Consider the following 22,720-nt stretch of genomic DNA (forward strand, 5'->3'; position numbering starts at 1 on the left):
GACTCACTCCTTTTTCTGATAACTCAAGCCCAGTGCCGCATCGTACTGCAGTCGCCAGTTGCCAAGCGTCGCGGTTCCTTGCGCGTCGAGCACCAGCGCCAACGCGCCGCGCAGCCACTTGTCGGCTTGCCAGTCGGGCAAGGCTTCGCGCGTGGTCTGCTCCAGCGCGGTGATGGCCGTGCCAATGTCCGGGGTCACGGCGTGCGGCAAGCGAATCACCTGCGTCGCGATGGTCGCCGACGGGCAGTCAGCAAGCGGCCGCCCGTCCAACAGCTGAAGCCCGGCGTCGCCGCGGCGCAGCAAAATCACCTCGAGCGTCTCTTGAATGTCGCGAACCGCGGCCTCCGCCTGACGCACATCACGGTCGATGTTTTGCTGCGAATCGGCCAGCCAGCCGTGCAGCGTCGCGGTTGGGTCAGCCGGCTCGAGCCGAAAGACCTGCGCCTTGGCTTCTGCCCGCTCGCGCTTGGTCTCAAACTCGGCTCGAGCCGCCGCCAACCCGTCAATGGCCGGATCGCGCAGCGGATCGTACACCACCTGAACCAGCGGCGAAATCTGGCTCGGCAGCTGAATCGTCGCGTCGAGCGCTGCGTCGGTTCGCATCAGCAGGTACTGGCTGTAAATGGCCGCGTTGGCGTCACCGTAGTCGCCCATCTCCCGGATGCCCATCACCACCACCCGCGGTTGGGCAAGCTGCTGTGGTCGCGCGATGGCGTGGCGGTGCAACCGGCCGATGCGCTGCAGCAGCAGGTCCATCGGCGCGATGTCGGTGTACAAAATATCAAAGTCGATGTCCAGCGACTGCTCCAGCACCTGGGTCCCGATCACAATCAGCCGGGGCGGCCGCACGGCGTTTTTGCCGATCAGTTGCTGCAGCTTGGCCTCAAGCCGTGCCCGGTCGGGGGCCAAGAAGGCCGAGTGCAACACCACCACCGGCACGTCGCTCGGCGCGGCCGCGGCCAGCGCCTGAGCGCGACGCACGGTGTTGACGATGACGCCGGCCACCCCGCCGCCTGCGATAGCCGCCGCGACGTCTTGCATCACCGCCGGCTCATCGGCCGGCTCGGCCAGCCGCCGCACGGACACGGTCAACGCAGTCTGATCCGAGGTCCCGCCAAAGTCAGTGACCTGTCGCACCTTGCGCCCGTCGAGCAGCGTCAGCAGCGGATAGGCGGCGGTGTTTTGCCAATCCGCCGGGAGCTCACTGAGGTCGGCGTGACGCGCCAGCCGCTTGCCGAAGCGGCCGCGGTAGTAGGCGGCCAAAAGCGCGTTGCGCCGTGCCTTGGGCAGCGTGGCAGAGAGAATCACCACCGGCACCCGGTAAGTCCCCAGCCATTCGACCGCCCGGTAGAGGTACTGGCCCATGTAAGCGTCGTAGGCGTGTACCTCATCGAGGATTACAACCTTCTTGCTCAGCCCGAGGTGCTTGAGGGCCAGGTGCTTTTGCTTCAGCGCCATCACCAACAGGTTATCGATGGTGCCGACGGTGTAGGCATCAAGGATGCGCTTCTTGCCGGAAAACCACTCGTTGACGCTCACCGCACCGGTGCCTTCCACGTTGGCCGCGGCGGGTAAAGCGCGAAAATGCGGGTTGAACGCGGCCTTGCCGTGCATCAGCTCCAGTGATCGCACCGCTTCGGCGCCGCCGGGCAGCTGTCCCAGCCAGTCGGCCACGCGGTCGAACATCGCGTTGGCCGTCGCCTGCGTGGGCAAGCCAAAAAACAGTCCGGTTTGACCGCACTGATACGCCAGCTGTTCGGCCGCCAGCAGGGCCGTTTCAGTTTTACCAACGCCCATCGGCGCCTCGAGAATCACCAGGCCAGGCGCCGTAGCCGCGGCAATCGCCTGGGTCACAGCACGTTGAACCGGCCGCGGGGTGAAGCCCCACCGCTTCCGGTACGGGTCTTCGGCCAGCGTCACGGGCTCCGGTGTGAAGTCCTCACCCAGGTACCAGTGCGTCATCGCCGCCTCGAAGCGCCCTTGCATGTCCAAATCATCGAAGCCTTGGTCAAGGTCGATTAGCGGAAACAGCGGCGTCTGGTCGGCATCCCCCAGCGTTTCACTGGACGCCAGCCAGTCAGCCATGATTAAAAGGCCCTCCAGCAGGACGGCCTGGGGCTGCGCCACCTGCGGCAAGGCCGTCACGCTGGCGTATCCGGCTCGCTGCAAGGCACAGGCGATGAGATGTTCTTGGATGCTCTGCCAGGTCCGCTGGGTGGCAACGTCTCGATCGGCTTGCCAGTAATTCTTGGTATACTGGCGAATCTGGTCCCAAGGCGCCCGGTTGGCCGGGCGACCATGGTGGCCGCCGACAATCGCTGCGATGGCATCGGGAACGCCGGCGCGTTCAAGCAGCGCCTCACCGGCCAAGGCATGCGGTGAGGCACTCGCGGCGGTCAACTCGTGCTCGAGCCCCTCCAGGTCGTGGAACCCAACCCGCAGCAGGCGCTCGATGAGCTCGCCGTCCAGCGCCTGATTGAAATCGTAAGAACGCTTAGTCTGAAACACCGGGGTCGCCTTGCCGAGGTCATGGGTGAAGCCCAAAAATTTGGCAAGCTGGGGGCCGCCGTCCTCGCCGAGATCCGCTTCGACGAACGCCCGCTGAGCGTCCGATAACCAGTGCTGATAAAGCCAGTTGATCACGCGCTCGGTGTCTTCAAGGTGGGCCAGAAGCGGGAGCCAAGTCTGTCGCCCATCTTCGGTTCGCTTCTTGGCCCAAAGCGCTTTTTCCTGTGGTGTGTATGACAGCGGATGTGAAATCATGACAAGTGCCCCCTTGCTTGTACGATTATCATATGTTCTTATCATACTTCGATAAATCAGAGGAGACAAGTTTTTAATGCAAGCGGTGACAATTATTTTTAAGAATTAGGTGAACACATACGGCGATGACAAATCAATCTCGATGTCCTCCGCGTATGCAGGGAGCACCGTAATGCGACAAGCCTTCTGTACTTGGTCTTGGGATCACCCCCGCGTATACGGGGAGCACCTCTAGGCCCCCCAGCCGTCACTCTGCCTCCAGGGATCACCCCCGCGTATGCGGGGAGCACTGATTGCCTCCACCATGCTTGACGGCTACGCAAGGATCACCCCCGCGTATGCGGGGAGCACAAAGGACCAAGTCAGCTATCGCGCCGTGTGTGAGGATCACCCCCGCGTATGCGGGGAGCACTGTCCTTATTCATTTTGCTCCAGTCTTGTGCGGGGAGCACTTTCTTTTGACATCCCGAAGCTAATCTCCATCAGGATCACCCCCGCGTATGCGGGGAGCACTGCTCACGGACACAGTCCTCTAGGCACCTTGGAGGATCACCCCCGCGTATGTGGGGAGCACTGGACCTGGTTGTACTTGCGCTGATAGCTGGCGGGATCACCCCCGCGTATGCGGGGAGCACCGCAGCTTTACGGGCGCAGTGTCACCTACACAAGGATCACCCCCGCGTATGCGGGGAGCACCCTGTTTGTAGCCATCACCGACCCGTGGCTTGAGGATCACCCCCGCGTATGCGGGGAGCACTGCACGATTTGGCACAGCTGTTCGCCGATAATGGGATCACCCCCGCGTATGCGGGGAGCAACGTTTGCCAGGTGGTTTGCGGACGCCAGCTGGAGGATCACCCCCGCGTATGCGGGGAGCACTCGCTGCTGATGCGACTGGCGAGCAGCGAGGCGGGATCACCCCCGCGTATGCGGGGAGCACGCCATTCGACGATTGTGCCCCAGTTCTTGACAAGGATCACCCCCGCGTATGCGGGGAGCACAAATTGAAAAGGATGGGGTTGCTATGACGACCGGGATCACCCCCGCGTATGCGGGGAGCACAGTTTTCAAGGTCGTCGCGTGTGATCGTGTCGGGGATCACCCCCGCGTATGCGGGGAGCACGCCGTGTGGCGGAGCTAGAAAATCAGTCCTTCGGGATCACCCCCGCGTATGCGGGGAGCACGGCTGGCTGACCATGAGCAACACGCCGACGGTGGGATCACCCCCGCGTATGCGGGGAGCACAGCCTCGTGTCCAGAGCGGTGAGGTCGGCCTCGGGATCACCCCCGCGTATGCGGGGAGCACATGAAGCCGGCGCAGAGCTGCGCGCTTTTGTCGGGATCACCCCCGCGTATGCGGGGAGCACTTGCGAGACTCTTATTAATTGCCGGTAGTGTCAGGATCACCCCCGCGTATGCGGGGAGCACTCCATACCGCTATTCGCAGTATTGCTCGAACGAGGATCACCCCCGCGTATGCGGGGAGCACCGCACTTCAACGCATACTTGGACAAGCGCCTAGGGATCACCCCCGCGTATGCGGGGAGCACCAGCTGATTTGTGGCTGGCGATACCCGGCGACGGGATCACCCCCGCGTATGCGGGGAGCACGATACCTTTGAGACCGACACCACCAGCCCAGTGGGATCACCCCCGCGTATGCGGGGAGCACGATTGCTGTGCATTAACCCAGCCGCCGACGGCAGGATCACCCCCGCGTATGCGGGGAGCACTGGTTGAGCAGCTCAACTGAGACGTTGAGCTTGGGATCACCCCCGCGTATGCGGGGAGCACGCCACGGTTGGTGCCTTGGTGAACTCGACCGTGGGATCACCCCCGCGTATGCGGGGAGCACTCGAAGCCGTGACTGACTGGCTCGCGCACCCAAGGATCACCCCCGCGTATGCGGGGAGCACAGACGAAATTAACCCAAAGACCTACACCCGCACGGGATCACCCCCGCGTATGCGGGGAGCACTACTACTGGTTCATTTGATTTTATGCTAGATGGGGATCACCCCCGCGTATGCGGGGAGCACCTTCCGCCAGCTGTTCCAACCCGTGCCGTCATAGGATCACCCCCGCGTATGCGGGGAGCACTCGCCAAAAACGGCCACTCGCGCACGGTTAGGGGGATCACCCCCGCGTATGCGGGGAGCACCGCCGGCATCCACTACGCAAAATCGCGCTACGGGGATCACCCCCGCGTATGCGGGGAGCACTCTGTGACCGTAACGGAGGCGCCGGCCTCGAGGGGATCACCCCCGCGTATGCGGGGAGCACACGCCAGGCGGGCCAGCGGTCCCCTTGGCGCCAGGATCACCCCCGCGTATGCGGGGAGCACCGGCACTCAAAAGTTCTGAGATGGGGATAATCGGGGATCACCCCCGCGTATGCGGGGAGCACTCTCTGCTTCCGTCAAGCACCAGAAGGAATACAGGATCACCCCCGCGTATGCGGGGAGCACCGCTCAGCTGTCCTACCTCTCGTGGGTGGGGGGGGATCACCCCCGCGTATGCGGGGAGCACAATGGCGACATCACAGTCATGACCAACGTGGAGGGATCACCCCCGCGTATGCGGGGAGCACCACTCGTGCTTGGCACCGGCGGACTCACAGTCAGGATCACCCCCGCGTATGCGGGGAGCACTTCTGGACTGGATGGTGGAGCACAAGGCCGGGGGGATCACCCCCGCGTATGCGGGGAGCACAATATCGAAAATTCACTAGCACGGAGATTCAAAGGATCACCCCCGCGTATGCGGGGAGCACAAATCGCAATTAAGAGGATTGACAGAAGGAGAGGGATCACCCCCGCGTATGCGGGGAGCACATGTGGATAGTATCAAGAAGGAGGACAAGTAAAGGATCACCCCCGCGTATGCGGGGAGCACGGGTCAAGCCCGCCTCGTGAAATAGGGTGCCGAGGATCACCCCCGCGTATGCGGGGAGCACAATTCTCATCAATATTCAAATTATTTAAGAAAAGGATCACCCCCGCGTATGCGGGGAGCACGAGGAGATGGTCGATCGGTATCGAATTCAGCCGGGATCACCCCCGCGTATGCGGGGAGCACTCCATGATGCGATGCCGCCGACAAAGTTGGTCAGGATCACCCCCGCGTATGCGGGGAGCACTTTGTAGATGTCCCTCATCTACATGTACTATTAGGATCACCCCCGCGTATGCGGGGAGCACTTAGAACTGAAGATGAGGATGACATTGCTGACAGGATCACCCCCGCGTATGCGGGGAGCACTCCAACTCGATAGTGACCGCCTGAACCTGGCGAGGATCACCCCCGCGTATGCGGGGAGCACAAAACCTTGGGACATACGCCGCGGATGCGTCTGGGATCACCCCCGCGTATGCGGGGAGCACTATCCCGCCGAGACTGGTAAGAAGCCCGTCAAGGGATCACCCCCGCGTATGCGGGGAGCACGGTCATCGAAGGGAGGTGAGACCATGACAGGCAGGATCACCCCCGCGTATGCGGGGAGCACCACGGTGATTCCCTCTACGGTGCCACCTGCCAAGGATCACCCCCGCGTATGCGGGGAGCACTTGACCCGTTTGCCGACGATATTAATGCCAGCGGGATCACCCCCGCGTATGCGGGGAGCACATGCGTACGCCTACATCGACGGGTACGTGGTGAGGATCACCCCCGCGTATGCGGGGAGCACGCCCAGGAACGGCTGGAAGTGGTAGCCGAGACAGGATCACCCCCGCGTATGCGGGGAGCACTTCGATTGCGATGGTGAGTACGCCGTCAAGCGGGGATCACCCCCGCGTATGCGGGGAGCACTCGATGGCTGAACTCGACGCCCTGGTCGACACGGGATCACCCCCGCGTATGCGGGGAGCACGAATGGTAAACGATTCGATTGCAAGTAAGACTGGGATCACCCCCGCGTATGCGGGGAGCACCACGGAGGGCTAAACATGAGCGACACAAGAACAGGATCACCCCCGCGTATGCGGGGAGCACCGGCCTACGCGCTACCGAACGGGACAATATCGGGGATCACCCCCGCGTATGCGGGGAGCACTTCGCCACGCTCAACTGGTTCACCCTGTCGGCGGGATCACCCCCGCGTATGCGGGGAGCACACACGCCAGAACACACACCGGCGATCTACGGCGGGATCACCCCCGCGTATGCGGGGAGCACTCGACGATCATGTCGGGGCTTTTTTATTGCACGGGATCACCCCCGCGTATGCGGGGAGCACTGCCCTCTGTCTTGAGAAGGTTGTTATATACGAGGATCACCCCCGCGTATGCGGGGAGCACCTTAAAAAATATAGGTATAGAAGTGTTACTGCGGGATCACCCCCGCGTATGCGGGGAGCACCCGGAACACAGCGCCGGTACTGGTCTGGCACGGGGATCACCCCCGCGTATGCGGGGAGCACTCGAAGTCCCAATCAGCTAGTTCCCCGGTCTTAGGATCACCCCCGCGTATGCGGGGAGCACTAAAGCTGTCTGCCACGATGAGCGGCTCGCATGGGATCACCCCCGCGTATGCGGGGAGCACCGGCAATTCAGGCCGGTACACTGCCGGTCTTCGGGATCACCCCCGCGTATGCGGGGAGCACCAACGCCGTATAGTGCCAATCCGGTTACATCGGGGATCACCCCCGCGTATGCGGGGAGCACCTGAAAATGAGCGACACAAGAACACTGTTTCTAGGATCACCCCCGCGTATGCGGGGAGCACTTAATGATACGAACCTTGTCGCTGAAATTAATAGGATCACCCCCGCGTATGCGGGGAGCACGCGTTGTGCAGTTGCAGTTTGCTCCGGCATGTAGGATCACCCCCGCGTATGCGGGGAGCACACTAAACAAATCCCATCAGACCGGCAATCCCATATTCGTAGCGTATCATTTTACATCAACTTGTCAATTAGTATTTCGATTACGGTGACCTTCGAACAGCAAAGGTCCGGCCACCCTTTTCGGCAACCGGACCAGTAACAAAACATATCATGCTTGGGCAACTGAAATCTGAGTTACGGCGCCACCCCAAGAATCAGCCGGATCTCCTCCGGCGTCAGGCTGGCCTTGTTCTCCGTGCCGCTGAGAATCTGGTCGACCAGGTCGCGCTTTTTGGCCTGGAGCTTGACGATCTGCTCCTCGATGGTGCCCTTGGTGATCAGGCGGTAGACGTCGACGGAGCGGGTCTGGCCGATGCGATGGGCCCGGGCAATCGCCTGGTCCTCGACCGCCGGGTTCCACCAGAGGTCGATTAAGATGACCATGTCGGCGCCGGTCAGGTTGAGGCCGGTGCCGCCGGCCTTCAGCGACACCAGGAAGAAGTTGCGCTTGCCGGCGTTGAAGTCGTCGACCATCATCAGCCGCTTGGCGGCCGGCGTGTCGCCGGTCAGCACAAAGGTCGGCAGATGCGCGGCGTCCAGGATGCCCTGAACCTGCGCCAGCATCTGGGTGAACTGGGAGAAAATCAGCACGTGCCGGCCGCTGTCGGCCGCCTCCTTGACCAGCTCCGCCAGCTGCTCGAGCTTGCCGGAGCCACCGGTGTAGCCCGGCACGAACAAGGCCGGGGTGTTGCACAGCTGCCGCAGCCGGGTCAGCCCCGCCAGAATCGCCAGCTTGTTGTGAACCAGCGCCTGGTTGCCCAGGCCTTTCACCTGGACCTGCATCTGCTGCAGCTGGGCCAGGTACACCGTCTTTTGCGGTCCGGTCATTTCGTTGGTCAGGTTGGTTTCGCTCAGCGGTGGCAGGTCCTTGAGCACCGTCGCCTTCTCGCGGCGCAGGATGAATGGCTTGACGCGGATGGCGACCTCCTCTGGCGTCAGCTTCTTGAACGCCTGCAGGCTCGGCAACAGGCCGGGCAAGATCAGCGTGAACAGCGCCCACAGCTCCTCGGGGCGGTTTTCAATCGGGGTGCCGGACAGACCGAACGTGTTTTGCGGGTGGAGCCGGCGCAGGGCCTGGCTGGTTTTGGCGCTGGCGTTCTTGACGAACTGCGCCTCGTCGAGCACCAAAAGCTGCAGTCGCAGGCTCTGGTACTCGGCGATGTCCAGCCGCACGCTGTTATAGCTGGCGATCAAGACGTCGGCGGTGCCGGCGGTCACGGTCGCCTTGCGCTGAGCCTTGGTGCCGTCGACCACGGCGACCTTCAGCCACGGGGCGAACTTGGCGAACTCCGCCTCCCAGTTGTACAAAAGCGACGCCGGGGCAACCACCAAAGACGGCCGGCCGGCCGCGCCATGCGCGTTGACCAGGCTGATCATCTGAAGCGTTTTGCCCAGGCCCATCTCGTCGGCCAAAATGCCGCCGAAGCCGTGGTGATAAAGCATCTCAAGCCACTTGACCCCGGTCACCTGATACGGCCGCAGCGTCGCTTGGACCGGTCGGGTCGGCGCGGCTGGCGCGAAAGCCTCCGGGTGGGTGAGGTCTTGAACCAGCGTGGCAAACTTGGCGTCAAAGGCGGCCTTGTCCCCCAAGGCCGCCTGCACGGCCAGCGCCTGAGACGCCGGCACCGCGAGCTTGCCGTCCTGCCACTTGGCGGCCTGGCGAACCTTGGCCAAGGCGGCGACGGTCGCCTTGAGCGGCCCGTCGACCAGCACCAGCCCCCCGTCCGGCCGCGTCAGGTACGGCCGGGAGACGTCAAGCTGGGCCAACATCGCATCCACCGCCTGGGGGCTGACGCCCTTCAGCGAGAAGTTGATCGACAAGAGTCCGTCGCGCGATTCGACCGCCACGCTCGGTGCCAGCGCGGCGCCGTCTTGCAGCAGCGCGTCGACCGCCGGCGTGGTGGTCACCGTGCCGTTGTCCCTGAGGTTAGGCAGCTCCGCCACAAAGAAGCGGTAGGTCGCCTCAGCGTCGGCGAAGCGCTTGCGCCACAGGCCCTGGCGGAAGCTGAAGCCGAGCTCGCGCAGGTAGTCATGGGCCTGACGCTCGACCTCGGCCGCCGCATCGGGCAGCGTCAGGGTCAACAGCACGGTCCCCTTGGCGTAATCCAGCGCGAAGGCCGGCGTCGGGGCCGCGGCCATCAGCTCACTTGGCGCAGAAATGGTCGCAAGCGGCGCGAGCATCGCCAAAAAATCGCGCAGTTCGGCCACCTCGCTGCGGCCAAACTCCAGGGTGCAGCTGTCGGCCTGCGGATCGTTTTGCAACACCTGGGTCACCAGGCGGTTGAAAGGCGCCAGCTGCGCCGCGGTCATCTGGTACAGGTGCTGTCCTCGCACCAGCAGGTGATCGGCGGCCAGCATCGCCTGGTAATCCAGCGTCAGCAGCAGCTCAAAGCCGGCCTTGGTCTTCGTCACCGTCGCCAAAAGCACCCCGGCCGCAGGCGTCAGCGGTTGCAAATCGGCGCCGGGGTAACTGGCCGCGTCGCCGGTGTTGGGCCGGTAGTCATAGCCGATGCGGCTCAACAACGGCTGCAGCCGCGCAAAGGCGCCGGGCGCCAGCATCACGTAGCGGTGGTAGTTGTCGTTGTACTCCAGCATGTCGCGGTCGACCGGCGTGGCGGCGGCCAGCTCCGCCAACAGCGCCTGTTCGTCGGCGCTGAACGCCGCCGGGCTCAGTGCAAAGGCGTTGGTGTTGATGTAGTAAGTGCCTTGGCGGTTATAGGTGGCCAAGAAGTCCTGCAGGTTGGGCACCAGGTTGAAGCGGCCGACCGCGACGTCTTGAATCCGCAGCCGCACGAAAATGCGCGGTTCACGGGTCCAATCACGAGTCCGGCGGTTCATCAGCGCCACCGTGACCTCAAGTGCCAGCTGGTCGACGCCGGCCGCGTCCGGGTCACGCAACCCCTTGAAGTAGCGGTGCGGCGTCACGCCCAGCGCGGCCAAGAAGGCGCCGCCGCTTGAGCGCTTGCTGCGCCAGCCCGGCGTCGGCGTTTCCCCGACCGGTCGCGGCATCAGGTCGGCGAGGCCATCGGCCACGGCCGCCACGACGCTCAGGCCAGCGTTTTTGAGCACCTGCACGACCGCGGCGATATGGGCGCAGTGGCCATGCGCCTCAAAATCGGCGCAGTCGCAGTCGTCGAAGTAAGGGTCGACGCCGACGCTGACCTCGTGAACTTGGCCATCGTCCACGGTAGCCATGACCAGTCCTTCGTCTTGGGCGCCTTCACCGACCACCCCGTTCAGCGCGACGCGGTGGTCGGCCGCCAGCTTGCGCCCGGCCGCCCACATCCCGCTTGGCATATAGCGATTCTCCATAGTTTACTCCTCAGTTCAGTCTGGCCTCAGTGTAGCACATTTTGCCCGCCACGAAAAAAGCGCGACGCCAAGGCGTCGCGCCGCTCACCGCCGCGTGAAAACCTGCCCCTGCTGGGCGATAATCATCGCTACGCCCAAGCCGCCCAGAACCACCAGCGCGACCATCGCCCCCCACCAAGGCAGCGCCTGGCCCAAAAGCCACCAGGTCGCAGGGCCGGCGACCAGCCAGAGGCCAAGCCACGAGCCGCCAAGCCCTGGCCAAAACCTGGCGATCACGACGTTGGCCAAGAGCATCACCAGCGTGTAACCGAGCACCGCCCACCGCACGCTGGCAAAGCCGACGCTTGGCAGCGGCACCAGCGCCAAGGCTGCGACGGCGCCTAGGTACAGCAGCACCCCGCCGCACACGCGCCACTGGGTCGCGCGGCACAGGTGGTTGAAGCCCAGGCCGCGAAACAGCCCGGCCACCGTGATGAACACCACCGGCAGGACCAGCAGCTGAACCGTACCCCGCAGGTCAAGGCGCGACCCCAACGCGCGACCCAGCAGCGCCGAGGCCATCACCAAAAGACCCAACGCGTTGACCAGCGGCCACAGCCGCAGCAGCCATTGCACCGGCGGCGCCGCCGGCAACTCGGCCAAAATCGCGTCGGCTGCGGCCTGCGGATCGGCACCGAAGTGGTCCTTGGCGCTGATGCCGGCCGCCTCCGCCTCCTGCATGTCTGCCAGCAGGTCGGCCGCGGTGTCCTCGATTGCCGCGCCGTCTTTGGTCCAGCGATTGCGCAGGTAGTTCAACAGCGTCTGCGCGTACATGCGGTTGAGTCCGTGCAGCTGCTGCAACCGCTGATCATTGGCCCGAAATTGTGTCATCATGCCCCTCCTTGTCATGCGTCGCCACCAACTTGCCCATCGCCGTTTTCAGCTGGCGCCACTGCGGCAAAAAGGCGCGCAGCTGGGCTGCCCCGTGCGGCGTCAGCTGATAGTACTTGCGGTCCGGCCCCGTCGTCGAGGCGTGCCGCACCGCGTGAATCAGACCGTTGCGCTGCAGCTTCAGGAGCAGCGGGTAAACGGTGCCCTCCGGAATTTTGCCGAACCCCGCGTCCGTCAGCTGCTCGAGCAGCGCGTAGCCGTATGTCTCGCCCTGCGCGATGATCATCAGGATCGCGTTTTCCAGCGTCCCCTTGAGCAGCTGGCTTGAAATCTTAACCATGGCGATCCCCCTTTACCTTGCAAGGCAAAGTATACCCGCGGCCTGGTACTTTGTAAAGCAAAGTATGCGACCAAATGGGCGATTGCGCCCCAAAAAAACGCACCAAATCCGGCGCGGGGGTTCCCCGAGCCGGACCTGGTGCGTTGGGTGGTGCCGCCAGCCAATCGGTGGCCGGACCGCGACGTCCCTCGCAGGCTTGACGGCGGGCCCACGGTGGGCGGGATGCCAGGCCAGTGGCGCGTGACGGTCGGCCAACCACAACTGACCGAATACTGCCGGTGGTACAAGGACGCGGCCTGTTGCCAGCACACACCACCCGGAACCGCCGGGCGACTTGCGGTGTGAGCGTGCTGGCCGGTGCGCGTGCCGGCCGTCTCTTGCGTCCGCAGCTGGCTCCGAGGAGTAGGACGCAAGGCGTGCGGCGACCGGGTGGAGAATCCGCTACCCTTAATGATTCCCGTCGGCGATTCAGCGGGTTCCGCTAATTCCATCAATGGAAGCGCTGGTGAAGCCTGGTCTGGGTGAGGCGACGTGGCGCTTGCCACCGGATCGTCTGCCGAAGTCCGCGGATTGCATCGACAACGCGTTTGCCGAACCGTAGACCTAGATGTCCATCTGAAGCTATCGTAACAGCTGCCAATCTAGGCGTCAATTTTGAAGCTCGGCCGCGAGCAGATTTCGTTACAGATGCGCCAACAGCTTGTAAACTGAGACTCAGGAGGTAACCAACATGACCGAAACACCCTTGCTAACACTTGAAGGACAGCTGATCCACGGCTACCAAGGACCACTCATGCAGCCGGACCTGACGCCGCGTCTGGGCGACTGGCTGCTGCTGAACATCGACACGCTGACGCTTAGCGACCAGACCCGCGTGACCTTTCCCCCGGAACCGCTATACGTCGCGTTCAGCCTGGAAAAGGCGCCGGCCCGGCTGATGTGGGGGGCGGGTGATCGCGTGACCATCACCGGGCGCATCGCCCGGTGGTCGCTGCCGACGCCGGCCGCCTTGCCCCAGGTGGTCCGGCTCAACGACAAGGCCGCTCGCCTGGTGGCCCAACGAATCGACTCGACCATCCGCCACCTCGCGCCGCGCTCGCCGCTCAGGCCGGCCCTGAGCAAGTTGCGGGCCGGCCTGCAAAACGACACGCTGCCCCTGGCGCAGCTGCCGGTCAAGCTCGCCGCCGCAACGCGGGGGCACGACCTGGCCTTGAGTCGGCTGGTGGCTCAAACAACCAAAATCCTGCGCGACGCGGCCAGCGCCGCCGACCGCCTTTTGACACCATGCCTCGTGATGCCGCAGCTAACCCGCGCGACCCGCGTGGACATCCTGCACGACAGGCCGGTCGCCTTCGGTCGGGTGCTTGACCCAAAGACCTCGACCGACCCGGCGGTGCGGCACCGGCTGTTTGCCGAATTTTTGACCGCGGCCACGGCGCTTCAAGATGCCAAGCGGCTGCCGAAGCCGCAGCTGCCAGTGACCAGGTGCTCGCCGCTGCCGGCTGACGGTGCCGGCCACCGCGAACCGCTTGGCCGGCGCCTTGGGCTTGACCCCACGGCGACCAGTGGCAACCCGGCGACCGCCACCCAGGCGCCGCTTCCCGCCCAGGCGGTCCCCCTCGCGCCCACCAACCCCGAAGCGGCGGTGCTGCACCCCACGCTGGTGCTGACGCTGGGGTCGCCGCGGCAGCTGCCGCTTTTGGCGGCCGACGGGGCGGTGCGGCTCACCCCGGTGGTGATGGCGCAAGTCGCTTCGGTGATCGAAGACGCCGCAGAAGCTGACGGCGGCGCCACCGTCACCTTTCTCAGCCGCGGTGCGACGGTTGCCCTGCGGTTTGATGCCGCTTTCGCCGGCCTGACCGCCCACTACCGAGACACCGTGACCGTCACCGGCTCACTTGAGCAGGCAAAAACCCTGGATGCCGCCGCGGCCTCGGCGCTTGAACGGCGGCGCAAGCGCCTCTATGCGGCGCTGCTCGCCACGCTGAAGGCCTGGCACGATACGACCCGCCGTGGGGATTGGGCGCATTTTGCCGCCTTGATCACCCGGTTGCAAGCCGGGCGGCTCACCGCCGCCGCCTTCTTTCGCCAGCAGGCCCGGCTGATTGCGCCGCGCGAGGCCGCCGGGTTTGCCGCCAGTGAGGCGACCGAGCGGCGACTTTGGCACGACTGGCAGGCCGCGCGGCTGGCGGCGACCAGCCGGGTATTCGTCTTGCGTGACCTGACCGAAGCCGCGGTCAGCGACAGCGTGTTCATGGTCCCCAGCCGCCCCGTCGACCACACCCGCCTCGCGGATTCCAAGTACCGCGCCGACTTATTCCGGCAGTGGCAGGCGGAGGCGCGACGGCTGAGCCCACGGCGACGGCCCCACGCCTAAGACCGGTGCCCCACCGTGGCGCGGCCCCGGCCCAAGGCGACTCGCCGGACACCAAAAAGGTTCGCAGCGCTGGCCGCGAACCTTCTTTGCGTGTTACTCCTTGCCGGCAGCCTTGATCGCCGTGTCCATCATCGGGTCTTCGCCTTGGTACTTGGTGGCGAGCTTGGTCATCATGGCCGAAATCGTCTTAGTGTCGGCGGTGCCGGTGGCGGTCAGCTTGTTGGCCGTCTGGAAGGCCTTGACGGCGGTCGCCGTGGTCGGGCCGTAGTAGCCGTTTTGGCTCTTGGGGTCAAAACCCAGGGTCTTCAAGATCTGCTGCAAGGACTTGACGTCACCCTTTTGGTCGCCGACCTGCAGCTTGGTGGCCGAAATCATGCTGATCTTGGCGTAGTCAGGGTAGTCGACCTTGATCGTCGGCTTCAGGCCCTTGTGGTGAATCCAGCTGCCGTTGGGGGTCAGCCACTTGGCGATGGTCAGCTTGAGCTCGGAACTGCTGCTCATCTGCGCGACGTTTTGGACCGTCCCCTTGCCGAAGCTCTTGACGCCGACCAAGGGACCGCGGTTGTTTTGGTTCAGGGCCGCGGCCAGAATTTCACTGGCGGAGGCGGAGTTACCGTCGATCACGACGGCCAGCGGCTCGGTCACCTTAAAGCCCTTGTCGTAAGCCTTGTTGGCCTTGTAGACTTCGGTTTTGCCGGTGCGAGGCTTGACCTGAACGATGGTCTGGCCGTCCTTCAGGCACATGGAGGCGATCTGAAGCGCCGCGTCCAGCATGCCCCCCGGATTCTCGCGCAGGTCCAAGACAAAGCGGGTCGCGCCTTCCTTGCGCAGCGCCTTCACCGCCTTTTTGAACTGGGCGGCGGTCGGCTCCGAGAAGGTCGCCATCGTGATCACGCCGACGGTCTTGTCGGTCTTGGCCAAAGCGTATGTCACCGTGTCGGTGGTGATCTTCGCGCGGGTCATCGTGAAGCTCAGCTCCTTGCCGTCGCGCCGGATTACGACCTCGACCTTAGTGCCGATCTTGCCGCGAATCTTGGCGACGGCCTGGGTGACGTCGAGCTTTTCGACCGACTTGCCGTTGACCGAGATCAGCTGGTCGCCGACCTTCAGCCCCGCCTTTTTGGCCGGGGTGTCGGGCAAAATGCTTTCGATGGTCAGCTTGTTGTCGCCTTGCTGGACGGTCGCGCCGATGCCGCCGAAGCTGGCGGAAATCGTGCTGTCGAGGTCGGTTTTGTCGCTGTTTTGCAGGTAAACCGAGTACGGGTCGTCGAGGCTTGAAAGCATCCCGTTGATCGCCCCGTTGGCCAGCTTGGTCGCGCTGACGTCTTGGTAGTAGTTGTTTTGAACCGTCGCGTAGGTCGCGAGCACCTTGTTGAAGCCGGCCGGCAGCGTCGCCTGAGTCGGGTTGGCCGAGTCGACGGTGCCGCGGGTCGCGTAACCCACGGTGGCGCCGCCGACCAGGGTCACGCTCATCCCCACCGCCATCAGCCATACCGGCACTTTAATTTTTGCCATGCTTGCCTCCCACGTGTTCGTGCGTCTGGTACATCGCGTAAGCGTCGTCGAAGACGCTCATCGCCGGCAGGTAGTTGCCGTTGAGCTCCAGGTAGTTGGACAACGCCTCGAAGTCGTCCTCCTGTTTGGGAAAGGCCTGGTCGAGAAACGCACTTTGCGCGAAGTTGGCGATTTCGCCGTGGTCGTTGGGATTTCTCAGCGTCATCAGGTACTGGTAAAAAGATTGTCGCATGCGCTCTCCTATTCCTGCCAGTGGGCCTTGGTGAAGGCCGCGCGTTGGGCGTGTTCGGCAGCGTAGCGCCGCGGGTTTCGCGCGTAGAACTGCTGGTGTTCCGGCTCCGCGGCGTAAAACGGCCCGGCGTCTTCAATCGTCGTGACGATGGGGTCGCTGAATCGGCCGCTGGCCTCAAGCGCCGCCTTGGACGCCGTGGCGATGGCGCGTTGCTCGGCGTTGGCGACGTAAATCACCGGCCGGTAGTTGTCGCCGCGGTCTTGGAACTGCCCCATCGCGTCGGTCGGGTCGGTTTGCTGCCAGTAGATATCGACCAGCTGGGCGTAGCTAATCACGCTTGGATCGAATGTGATTTGGACCGCCTCGGTGTGGCCGGTTTGGTGGCTTTTCACCTGCTCGTAGGTCGGGTTAGCGACAGTGCCGCCGGTGTAGCCGGAGACCACGTTTGCGATGCCCGGCTGCGCCTCGAAGGGTTGCACCATGCACCAAAAACAGCCACCGGCAAAAATTGCAGTTTCAAGAGACATAAAATCAGGTCCTTTCTGAGAGGGTGGAACGCGGCGGGTTTAGCGGGACGGGTAGCCTAGCCGTGGCGCTTGGGGCCTGCACTTGGCCCCGAGCGACGCGGCATAGCTAGCTGCTCCCGCGTTGCCGCGCGTAACCCGTTTAAAGGGTGGAATCGCGCGAACGTAGCGGGACACCTAGCCTAGCCGCATGTCACCCGTTGCGCGGCCGCCCCCGGCCTCACTTGGTCGGCAGGTACACCGCCAGGTCCAGCTCGTCGTTGGGCAGATCCAGCTTGGTCGCGCGAATCTGCATTCCGTTTTCCATGATGAATTTGTTCAATTCTAACACAATGGTCTCCTTCTTGCTATTCAGGCTGACCCACTTGGGGAGCTTGAACGCGCGGCCGGCGTAGCCCATCACGTAGCTAATCGGCACCGGCAGACTGCCGACGTTCAGGCTTCTGGCCTTGAGCTCGACGTTGCCGTTGGCCTGCACCAGCGGGTCGAACAGCAGTGAGAACTTGATTTTTTCGCCGAAGAACTTGAACGTGCCGGACAGCACCGCCTGGTCGGCGACGGTCAGGCTGTACTTGACCGGGCTGTCTTTTTGAAAATCATTCAGGTAGTAGCTGACAATCTTGTTGACCTGACGCTTGGTCAGGCTGACCGTCAGCGCCGGGTCCGTCGCCTTGAGCGGGGTCACCTTGCTGGCCGGCGTCTCGTAAGGCGTCGCGACCTTGACGGCAAACCAGATGCCGGAGCCGACGATCAGGCCGATCAAGGTCAAGGCGACCAGCTGCCACCAGTTGAACTTGCCGCGCGGAGCCTTGGGTGGCCGTGGCGCCTTGATCTTCGGCTGCGACGGCTTTTGGCTGCGTTGACTGCGTGTTTTTGTTTCCATTACTTTGCCCACCATTTCTTGGTTGCCTGCATCTTCGCCCACAGCTGCGACGTCATCTTCGCGTAACCCGCGTTGTTGGGGTGGAAGTGGTCCTGGGTGAAAATCAGCGGGTTGGCGCTGCCGCTCAGGGCCTGCTTCAGGCTGCTCTTGGCCGCCTTAGTCGCCGTGGTGCCGCCCTTGCTCAAGACGCTGTCGATGTCGACGTAATACGCGCCGTCAAGCGCCGCCAACGTCTTTTGGGTCGCCTTGTTCCAGGTCGTGACGGAATCGGTCATCGCCGTTAGCTTGGGGAAGTAGACGTAAAACGGGTTGTAGATGCCAAAGACGTAAATCGGCGCCGTGTCGTTCAGGCCGCGCATCGTGGTGACCAGCTTCTTCAGGCGCTTTTGAAAGGCCGCGTTGCCCTTGGCGACGTCTTTGGCGCTCATGTCCAGAAAATGCGCCTGCAGCACGTGCATCAGGTCGTTGCCGCCGACGGTGACCGTCAGCACATCGGCGGCCTTGATCGCCTGCTGCAGCTTGGGCTGCTTGTCGATGCGCGTCTGAATCTGGCTGGATGTGTCGCCGGTCACGCCGTAGTTTTGGGTGGTGACGGCGTAATCGCCGGTCGCCTGCAGGTCGGTTTTGATCAGCGCGACGTAGCCCCCCGCGTCGGTTTCGTCGCCGACCCCGTGGGTCAGCGAGTCGCCGACCGCCGTCAGCGCAAGCTTCCTGACGGCGGTGGTTTGGCCGGCCAGCATCACCTTGTGCGGCCGCGGCCCGAACAGCTGCCAGCCGCCGAAGGCCAGCACCGCGACGGCGGCGACGAACAGCAGATTTTTGCCGAGGTTCTTCCAATTCACGGCGATCGTCCTTTCTGTGTCAATAGTAAAAGGCAGGGTCACCCCTGCCCCAATGCTTCTATTCTAATCCACGAAACCGGTTTTGCCCAGCCGCTCAGTCGACGTAGTACATGATGGCAAAGGCGCCGGCCCCGGTGTGGGTGGCGATCACCGGGTCGGTCGGCCGCAAAAGCAGCGGCACATTGGGCAGTGCGGCCTCGATCTTGGCCGCGATGTCTTGGGCCAGCTCCAGGCCGCCGGCGTAGGAGATGCCGACCTCCTTGACGTTCGGGATCAGCGCAAGCTTGGCCACGAAGTCGTCGACGAAGCGGTGGATGGTCTTCATTCCCCGGCCTTTTTGCCGCGCGACCAGCTCGCCGCCGGTCACCTCAAGGATCACCTTGATGTTCAACAGCGTCGACAGCATCCCCGACACCCGGCTGAGCCGGCCGCCCTTGACCAGGTTGTCGAGGTTGGACACGCCCATCATCAGCTTGGTGTGGTCGCGAACCTCGGCCATGCGCGTCACGATGTCAGCAACCGACTTGCCGGCCTCAATCAGCTTGGCCGCGGCAATCACCTGGAAGGCCATCGCACGGTCGGTGAAGTCACAATCCACCACCGTCACCTTGCCGTGGCAGAGCTCGGCGGCCTGCCGCGCGGAGTTGACCGTGCCGGAAATCGCCTCGAGCATGTGAACCGCCAACACCTCGGAACCATCCGCGGTCAGCTTGTCGAAGACGTCCAAAAACGTGCCAATCGCCGGCTGCGAGGTCTTGGGCAACGCCTGTGCCGCCGCCATCTTATCCATGAATTCAGCCCGGGTGATGGTCTCGCCATCGATGTAGACGGTCGAGTCAATCATGATGGTCAAGGGGATGACGGTGATGTCGTACTGCTTGACTTCTTCGGGCGTCAGTTGAATCGAGGAATCGGTAACCAGTTTGATTTTGGACATGTCTTTGCCACGCTTTCTTAATAGGGTTCTTGACTCCACCAGTATAACAAAACCAGGCTTGCTTGTCAGTAACAGTTAACGTGGTTTTAAAGACTAGATGTCGTTGTGCATAATTGTTCCGCGTGGTATCATGAACTTGTTAAGGAAGGAAGTCTGTCAGATGCAACTCAACGCCAAGCCCCGCTCGCACTACTATACATTCAACAATGAGATGATGAGTGCCGTCACCCACGCCTTCGCGCTGGGCCTGTCGGTGGTCGGCACCGTCGCCCTGGCCTTTCGCGCCACAACGCCGCTGCGCCTCGCCACGTTTTTGGGCTTCGGCCTCGCATTGATCGTGCTGTACACGGCCTCGACGATGTTTCACGGCCTGTACTTCACCAAGGCACGCAAGGTCTTGCAGGTGATCGACCACTCCGGCGTCTTCATCCTGATTGCCGGGTCGTACCTGCCCTATTGCCTGGTGGCGATCGGCGGTGGCCTGGGCGTCGGCCTGTTGATTGCCATCTGGGCGCTGTGTCTCGGCGGCATCCTGTACAAGGTATTTTGGCTAGGCAAGCTGCGCTGGGCCGAAACCGCCATCTATGTGGTGCTCGGCTGGCTGTGCCTGATCGGCATGGCGCCGCTATGGCGGCACCTCGGCCCGATCGGCTTTTGGCTGCTAGTGGCCGGCGGCGTCGCCTACACGTTCGGCGCGGTGCTCTACTCGCAAAAGCAGATTCCCTACATCCACGTCATCTGGCACCTGTTCGTGATCCTCGGCAGCGCCTTGATGTATGCCTCGATTTACCTGTTCGTCTGAAGCCTAGCCAATCAAAATGGGCCGTCCTCGTCAACCACGAGGACGGCCCTTTGTTTGTGCTCGCCGCGAATCTGCCTGTTCATCAGCCAAGCCCGGTCACGCGCTGGGCAATCTGGGTTGCAAGCGCGAAGAAGTCGTCTAGCCCACGCAGCCGCTGGTCCTTGCGCGCGGCCCAGCCGTCGGGGTGCAACGCGTCGGCCGTGTAAAAGAACTGGTACAGGTGATAGCCTCGCCATTGGCACACCGCCATCAGCGCCGATGACTCCATGTCCACCACCGTCGCACCCTGGGAGGTGCGGCGCGCAAGCTTCGCGCGGGTCTCGCGAAAAAACGCGTCGGTGGTCCAGGTCGTCGTCGCGGTGTAGCTGAACCCCGCCGCCTCAAGCGCAGCGGTCATCACCGCAACGTCTTCCGGGTTGGCGATCATCGCATCGCCGCTTGGCGAATAGTGGTAGCTGGTGCCCTCGTCGCGCAGCGCTCGCACCGGCAGCACGATTTCGTCCGCGGCCTGCGTCGGCGCCAAGACGCCACAGGAGCCCATCACAACGAAGTGGCGCACCCCCTGGGCCCCGAGCTCTTCAATGTCGCTCACGCAGGCTGGTGCACCGACGTGGGCCAGCCGCAGTAGCACCGCGCGCCCATCAGCCAAGTCAAAACGGTACACCGGCTCGTGACTCAGCTCCCCCACAATACGCAACCGACCTTGGGCAAGCAGCGCGGCCAACAGCCGCCGCGAGAAGAACAGAATGGCGGTATCGCAGGTCCACGCTTCTGGGATGCGCTGGCCGACGTGTTCGGGTCCGATGATGGCGGTGCGGTCTGAGTCGAATTCGTCTAACAGCATGGCAGCTCCTCCTGGGTGGCGCCGGTAAGCGGCGGCGAGTTTCAGCTATGATAGCACGCGCGGTTGCACCGGACAAGGCCAAAAAGGACACCCGCATCAGTCACGCGGCGTGCCCTCTTTGAGTGAGCGCGTTCACCTTGCCTGTCGCACCCAGGTTTCAAAGGTGTGGGTCATCGCGGGGTCTGAGTCCACCACCGTCCGGGCGGCGACGCGGGTGAAGGCGTCCAAGTCCAGCGGCGGCATCACCACGTCGCCCAGGAAGTCGCCGGCAAGCCGCGTCACCCAGAGCGTGTCGACCACCCCAGCGAAGGCGGCGAACACCTGGGCACCACCGGTCACCACCAGGTTTTGCCCTGGGTTGGCCTTGGCCAGCGCCAGTACGGCGGCAACGTCTTGGCAGACCACGGCGCCAGCTGCCTGGAAGTCCTTTTGGCGGGTCATCACCACGTTGGTGCGGCCGGGCAGCGGCCGCTTGGGCAGCGCCTCCCAGGTGCTGCGCCCCATCACGGTCAGCTGCCCCAGCGTCTGGGCCTTGAAAAAGGCTAGGTCGTCCGGCAGGTGCCACGGCAGCCGCCCGTCTCGGCCAATCACGCCGTTGGCCGCCTGGGCCCAAAGAAAGGCAATCATGTGGTTTCCTCCTTTTTCACACCGCCACCGGCGCCTTGATCGCCGGGTGCGGATCGTAGCCGTCAAGGTGAATGTCGCTGAGCTCGAAGTCCTCAAGTGCCGTGCGGTGACCGGTCAAAGTCAGCGTCGGCGCCGGGTGCGGGGTCCGGGCCAGCTGGGTGCGAACCTGTTCGACGTGATTCGCGTAGATATGCGCGTCGCCGAACGTGTGGACGAACTCGCCGGGAACCAGGCCCGTCACCTCAGCGACCATCGCCAAAAGCAGCGCGTAGCTGGCGATGTTGAACGGCACCCCGAGAAACAGGTCACCGGACCGCTGGTACAGCTGAAGCGATAGCCGCCCGTCGTTGACGTAGAACTGGTACAGCGTGTGGCACGGCGGCAGGGCCATGTGCGGCACGTCCTCCGGGTTCCAGGCCGAGACAATCAGCCGCCTTGAGTCCGGCGTGGTGCGAATCGCCTGCACCACCTGGGCCAGCTGATCCAAGGTCTCGCCGGTGCTGGTCTGCCAGGCTCGCCACTGCCGCCCATACACCGGGCCGAGCTCGCCGTACTTGACGCCAAAATCGGCATCCGCCAAAATCCGCGCGGTGAAGGCCGCTATCTGCGCCTGGTACTGCGCGGCAAAGTCGGCATCCACCAGCCGCCGCCGGCCGAAGTCGGTCATGTCCGGGCCGTGGTAGTCGGGGCTTCGCACGAAGCGGGCGAAGGCCCACTCGTCCCAGATGTGGTTGTGGTGGGCCAGCAGGTAGGCGATGTTGGTGTCGCCGTGCAAGAACCACAGCAGCTCGCTTTTGATTAGGCCGAACGGGACGCGCTTGGTGGTCACCAGCGGAAAGCCCGCACTGAGGTCGAACCGCAGCTGGGCGCCAAAGACGCTGTAGGTCCCGGTGCCGGTGCGGTCTTCCTTGTAGTGGCCGTGGGTCAAAACATGGTCAAGCAAGTTGAGGTACGGCGTTTCGAGCATG

Annotated in this window: 15 protein-coding genes and 1 CRISPR repeat array; of the genes, 2 read left to right on the forward strand and 13 right to left on the reverse strand. The window is 63.6% G+C overall.

The window, feature by feature from the left end:
- Positions 1-3: 3 nt before the first annotated feature.
- The 4 genes from cas3 to ACYVRZ_RS01055 form a co-directional block, all read right to left on the reverse strand.
- Positions 4-2,763: a CRISPR-associated helicase Cas3' gene (gene cas3, locus ACYVRZ_RS01040; protein ID WP_461224032.1), complete on the reverse strand. Its 2,760-nt coding sequence runs from the start codon at positions 2,761-2,763 to the stop codon at positions 4-6.
- 485 nt (positions 2,764-3,248) lie between these two features.
- A CRISPR array of direct repeats spans positions 3,249-7,609; the repeat unit is 28 nt; unit sequence GGATCACCCCCGCGTATGCGGGGAGCAC.
- Positions 7,610-7,782: 173 nt separating this feature from the next.
- The gene (locus ACYVRZ_RS01045; RefSeq protein WP_461224034.1) at positions 7,783-10,959 is read right to left on the reverse strand and encodes a DEAD/DEAH box helicase; all 3,177 of its coding nucleotides are present in this window, start codon (positions 10,957-10,959) and stop codon (positions 7,783-7,785) included.
- A gap of 84 nt (positions 10,960-11,043) precedes the next feature.
- Positions 11,044-11,829, reverse strand: a complete 786-nt coding sequence (locus ACYVRZ_RS01050) for a hypothetical protein (protein ID WP_461224036.1) — start codon at positions 11,827-11,829, stop codon at positions 11,044-11,046.
- Entirely contained in the window at positions 11,807-12,169 is a 363-nt protein-coding gene (locus tag ACYVRZ_RS01055; RefSeq protein WP_262314592.1) for a PadR family transcriptional regulator, read from the reverse strand. Before ACYVRZ_RS01055 ends, ACYVRZ_RS01050 begins: the two co-directional genes overlap by 23 nt.
- Before the next feature lie 730 nt (positions 12,170-12,899).
- Here ACYVRZ_RS01055 and ACYVRZ_RS01060 point away from each other — a divergent pair.
- Positions 12,900-14,546, forward strand: coding sequence for a hypothetical protein (locus ACYVRZ_RS01060; RefSeq protein WP_461224038.1), 1,647 nt, complete (start codon positions 12,900-12,902; stop codon positions 14,544-14,546).
- Positions 14,547-14,639: 93 nt separating this feature from the next.
- Here ACYVRZ_RS01060 and ACYVRZ_RS01065 read toward each other — a convergent pair whose 3' ends face one another.
- The 6 genes from ACYVRZ_RS01065 to ACYVRZ_RS01090 all read right to left on the reverse strand — a co-directional run bounded on the left by ACYVRZ_RS01065 (position 14,640) and on the right by ACYVRZ_RS01090 (position 19,479).
- A complete protein-coding gene (locus ACYVRZ_RS01065; protein ID WP_461224040.1) occupies positions 14,640-16,061 on the reverse strand; it encodes a S41 family peptidase in 1,422 nt (473 codons plus the stop codon).
- Positions 16,048-16,293, reverse strand: a complete 246-nt coding sequence (locus tag ACYVRZ_RS01070; RefSeq protein ID WP_461224042.1) for a YozE family protein — start codon at positions 16,291-16,293, stop codon at positions 16,048-16,050. Before ACYVRZ_RS01070 ends, ACYVRZ_RS01065 begins: the two co-directional genes overlap by 14 nt.
- Before the next feature lie 8 nt (positions 16,294-16,301).
- Positions 16,302-16,820, reverse strand: a complete 519-nt coding sequence (gene msrA / locus ACYVRZ_RS01075; RefSeq protein ID WP_461224044.1) for a peptide-methionine (S)-S-oxide reductase MsrA — start codon at positions 16,818-16,820, stop codon at positions 16,302-16,304.
- A gap of 217 nt (positions 16,821-17,037) precedes the next feature.
- On the reverse strand, positions 17,038-17,700 hold the full coding sequence (locus ACYVRZ_RS01080) for a YpmS family protein (protein WP_461224046.1): 663 nt from the start codon (positions 17,698-17,700) through the stop codon (positions 17,038-17,040).
- The gene (locus tag ACYVRZ_RS01085) at positions 17,700-18,542 is read right to left on the reverse strand and encodes an SGNH/GDSL hydrolase family protein (RefSeq protein WP_461224048.1); all 843 of its coding nucleotides are present in this window, start codon (positions 18,540-18,542) and stop codon (positions 17,700-17,702) included. The genes ACYVRZ_RS01080 and ACYVRZ_RS01085 overlap by 1 nt, the downstream gene beginning before the upstream one ends.
- Before the next feature lie 94 nt (positions 18,543-18,636).
- A complete protein-coding gene (locus tag ACYVRZ_RS01090) occupies positions 18,637-19,479 on the reverse strand; it encodes a DegV family protein (protein WP_461224050.1) in 843 nt (280 codons plus the stop codon).
- Between the two features lie 160 nt (positions 19,480-19,639).
- Between ACYVRZ_RS01090 and trhA the strand changes: the two genes are divergently transcribed.
- Positions 19,640-20,281, forward strand: a complete 642-nt coding sequence (trhA, locus tag ACYVRZ_RS01095) for a PAQR family membrane homeostasis protein TrhA (RefSeq protein ID WP_461224052.1) — start codon at positions 19,640-19,642, stop codon at positions 20,279-20,281.
- A gap of 82 nt (positions 20,282-20,363) precedes the next feature.
- Here trhA and ACYVRZ_RS01100 read toward each other — a convergent pair whose 3' ends face one another.
- The 3 genes from ACYVRZ_RS01100 to ACYVRZ_RS01110 form a co-directional block, all read right to left on the reverse strand.
- Entirely contained in the window at positions 20,364-21,125 is a 762-nt protein-coding gene (locus tag ACYVRZ_RS01100) for a nucleoside phosphorylase (RefSeq protein WP_461224054.1), read from the reverse strand.
- A gap of 132 nt (positions 21,126-21,257) precedes the next feature.
- Positions 21,258-21,752: a dihydrofolate reductase gene (locus tag ACYVRZ_RS01105; protein ID WP_461224056.1), complete on the reverse strand. Its 495-nt coding sequence runs from the start codon at positions 21,750-21,752 to the stop codon at positions 21,258-21,260.
- Between the two features lie 16 nt (positions 21,753-21,768).
- On the reverse strand, positions 21,769-22,719 hold the full coding sequence (locus tag ACYVRZ_RS01110) for a thymidylate synthase (protein WP_461224058.1): 951 nt from the start codon (positions 22,717-22,719) through the stop codon (positions 21,769-21,771).
- Between the last annotated feature and the right edge of the window lies 1 nt (position 22,720).

Source organism: Lacticaseibacillus suihuaensis (genome assembly GCF_054785075.1).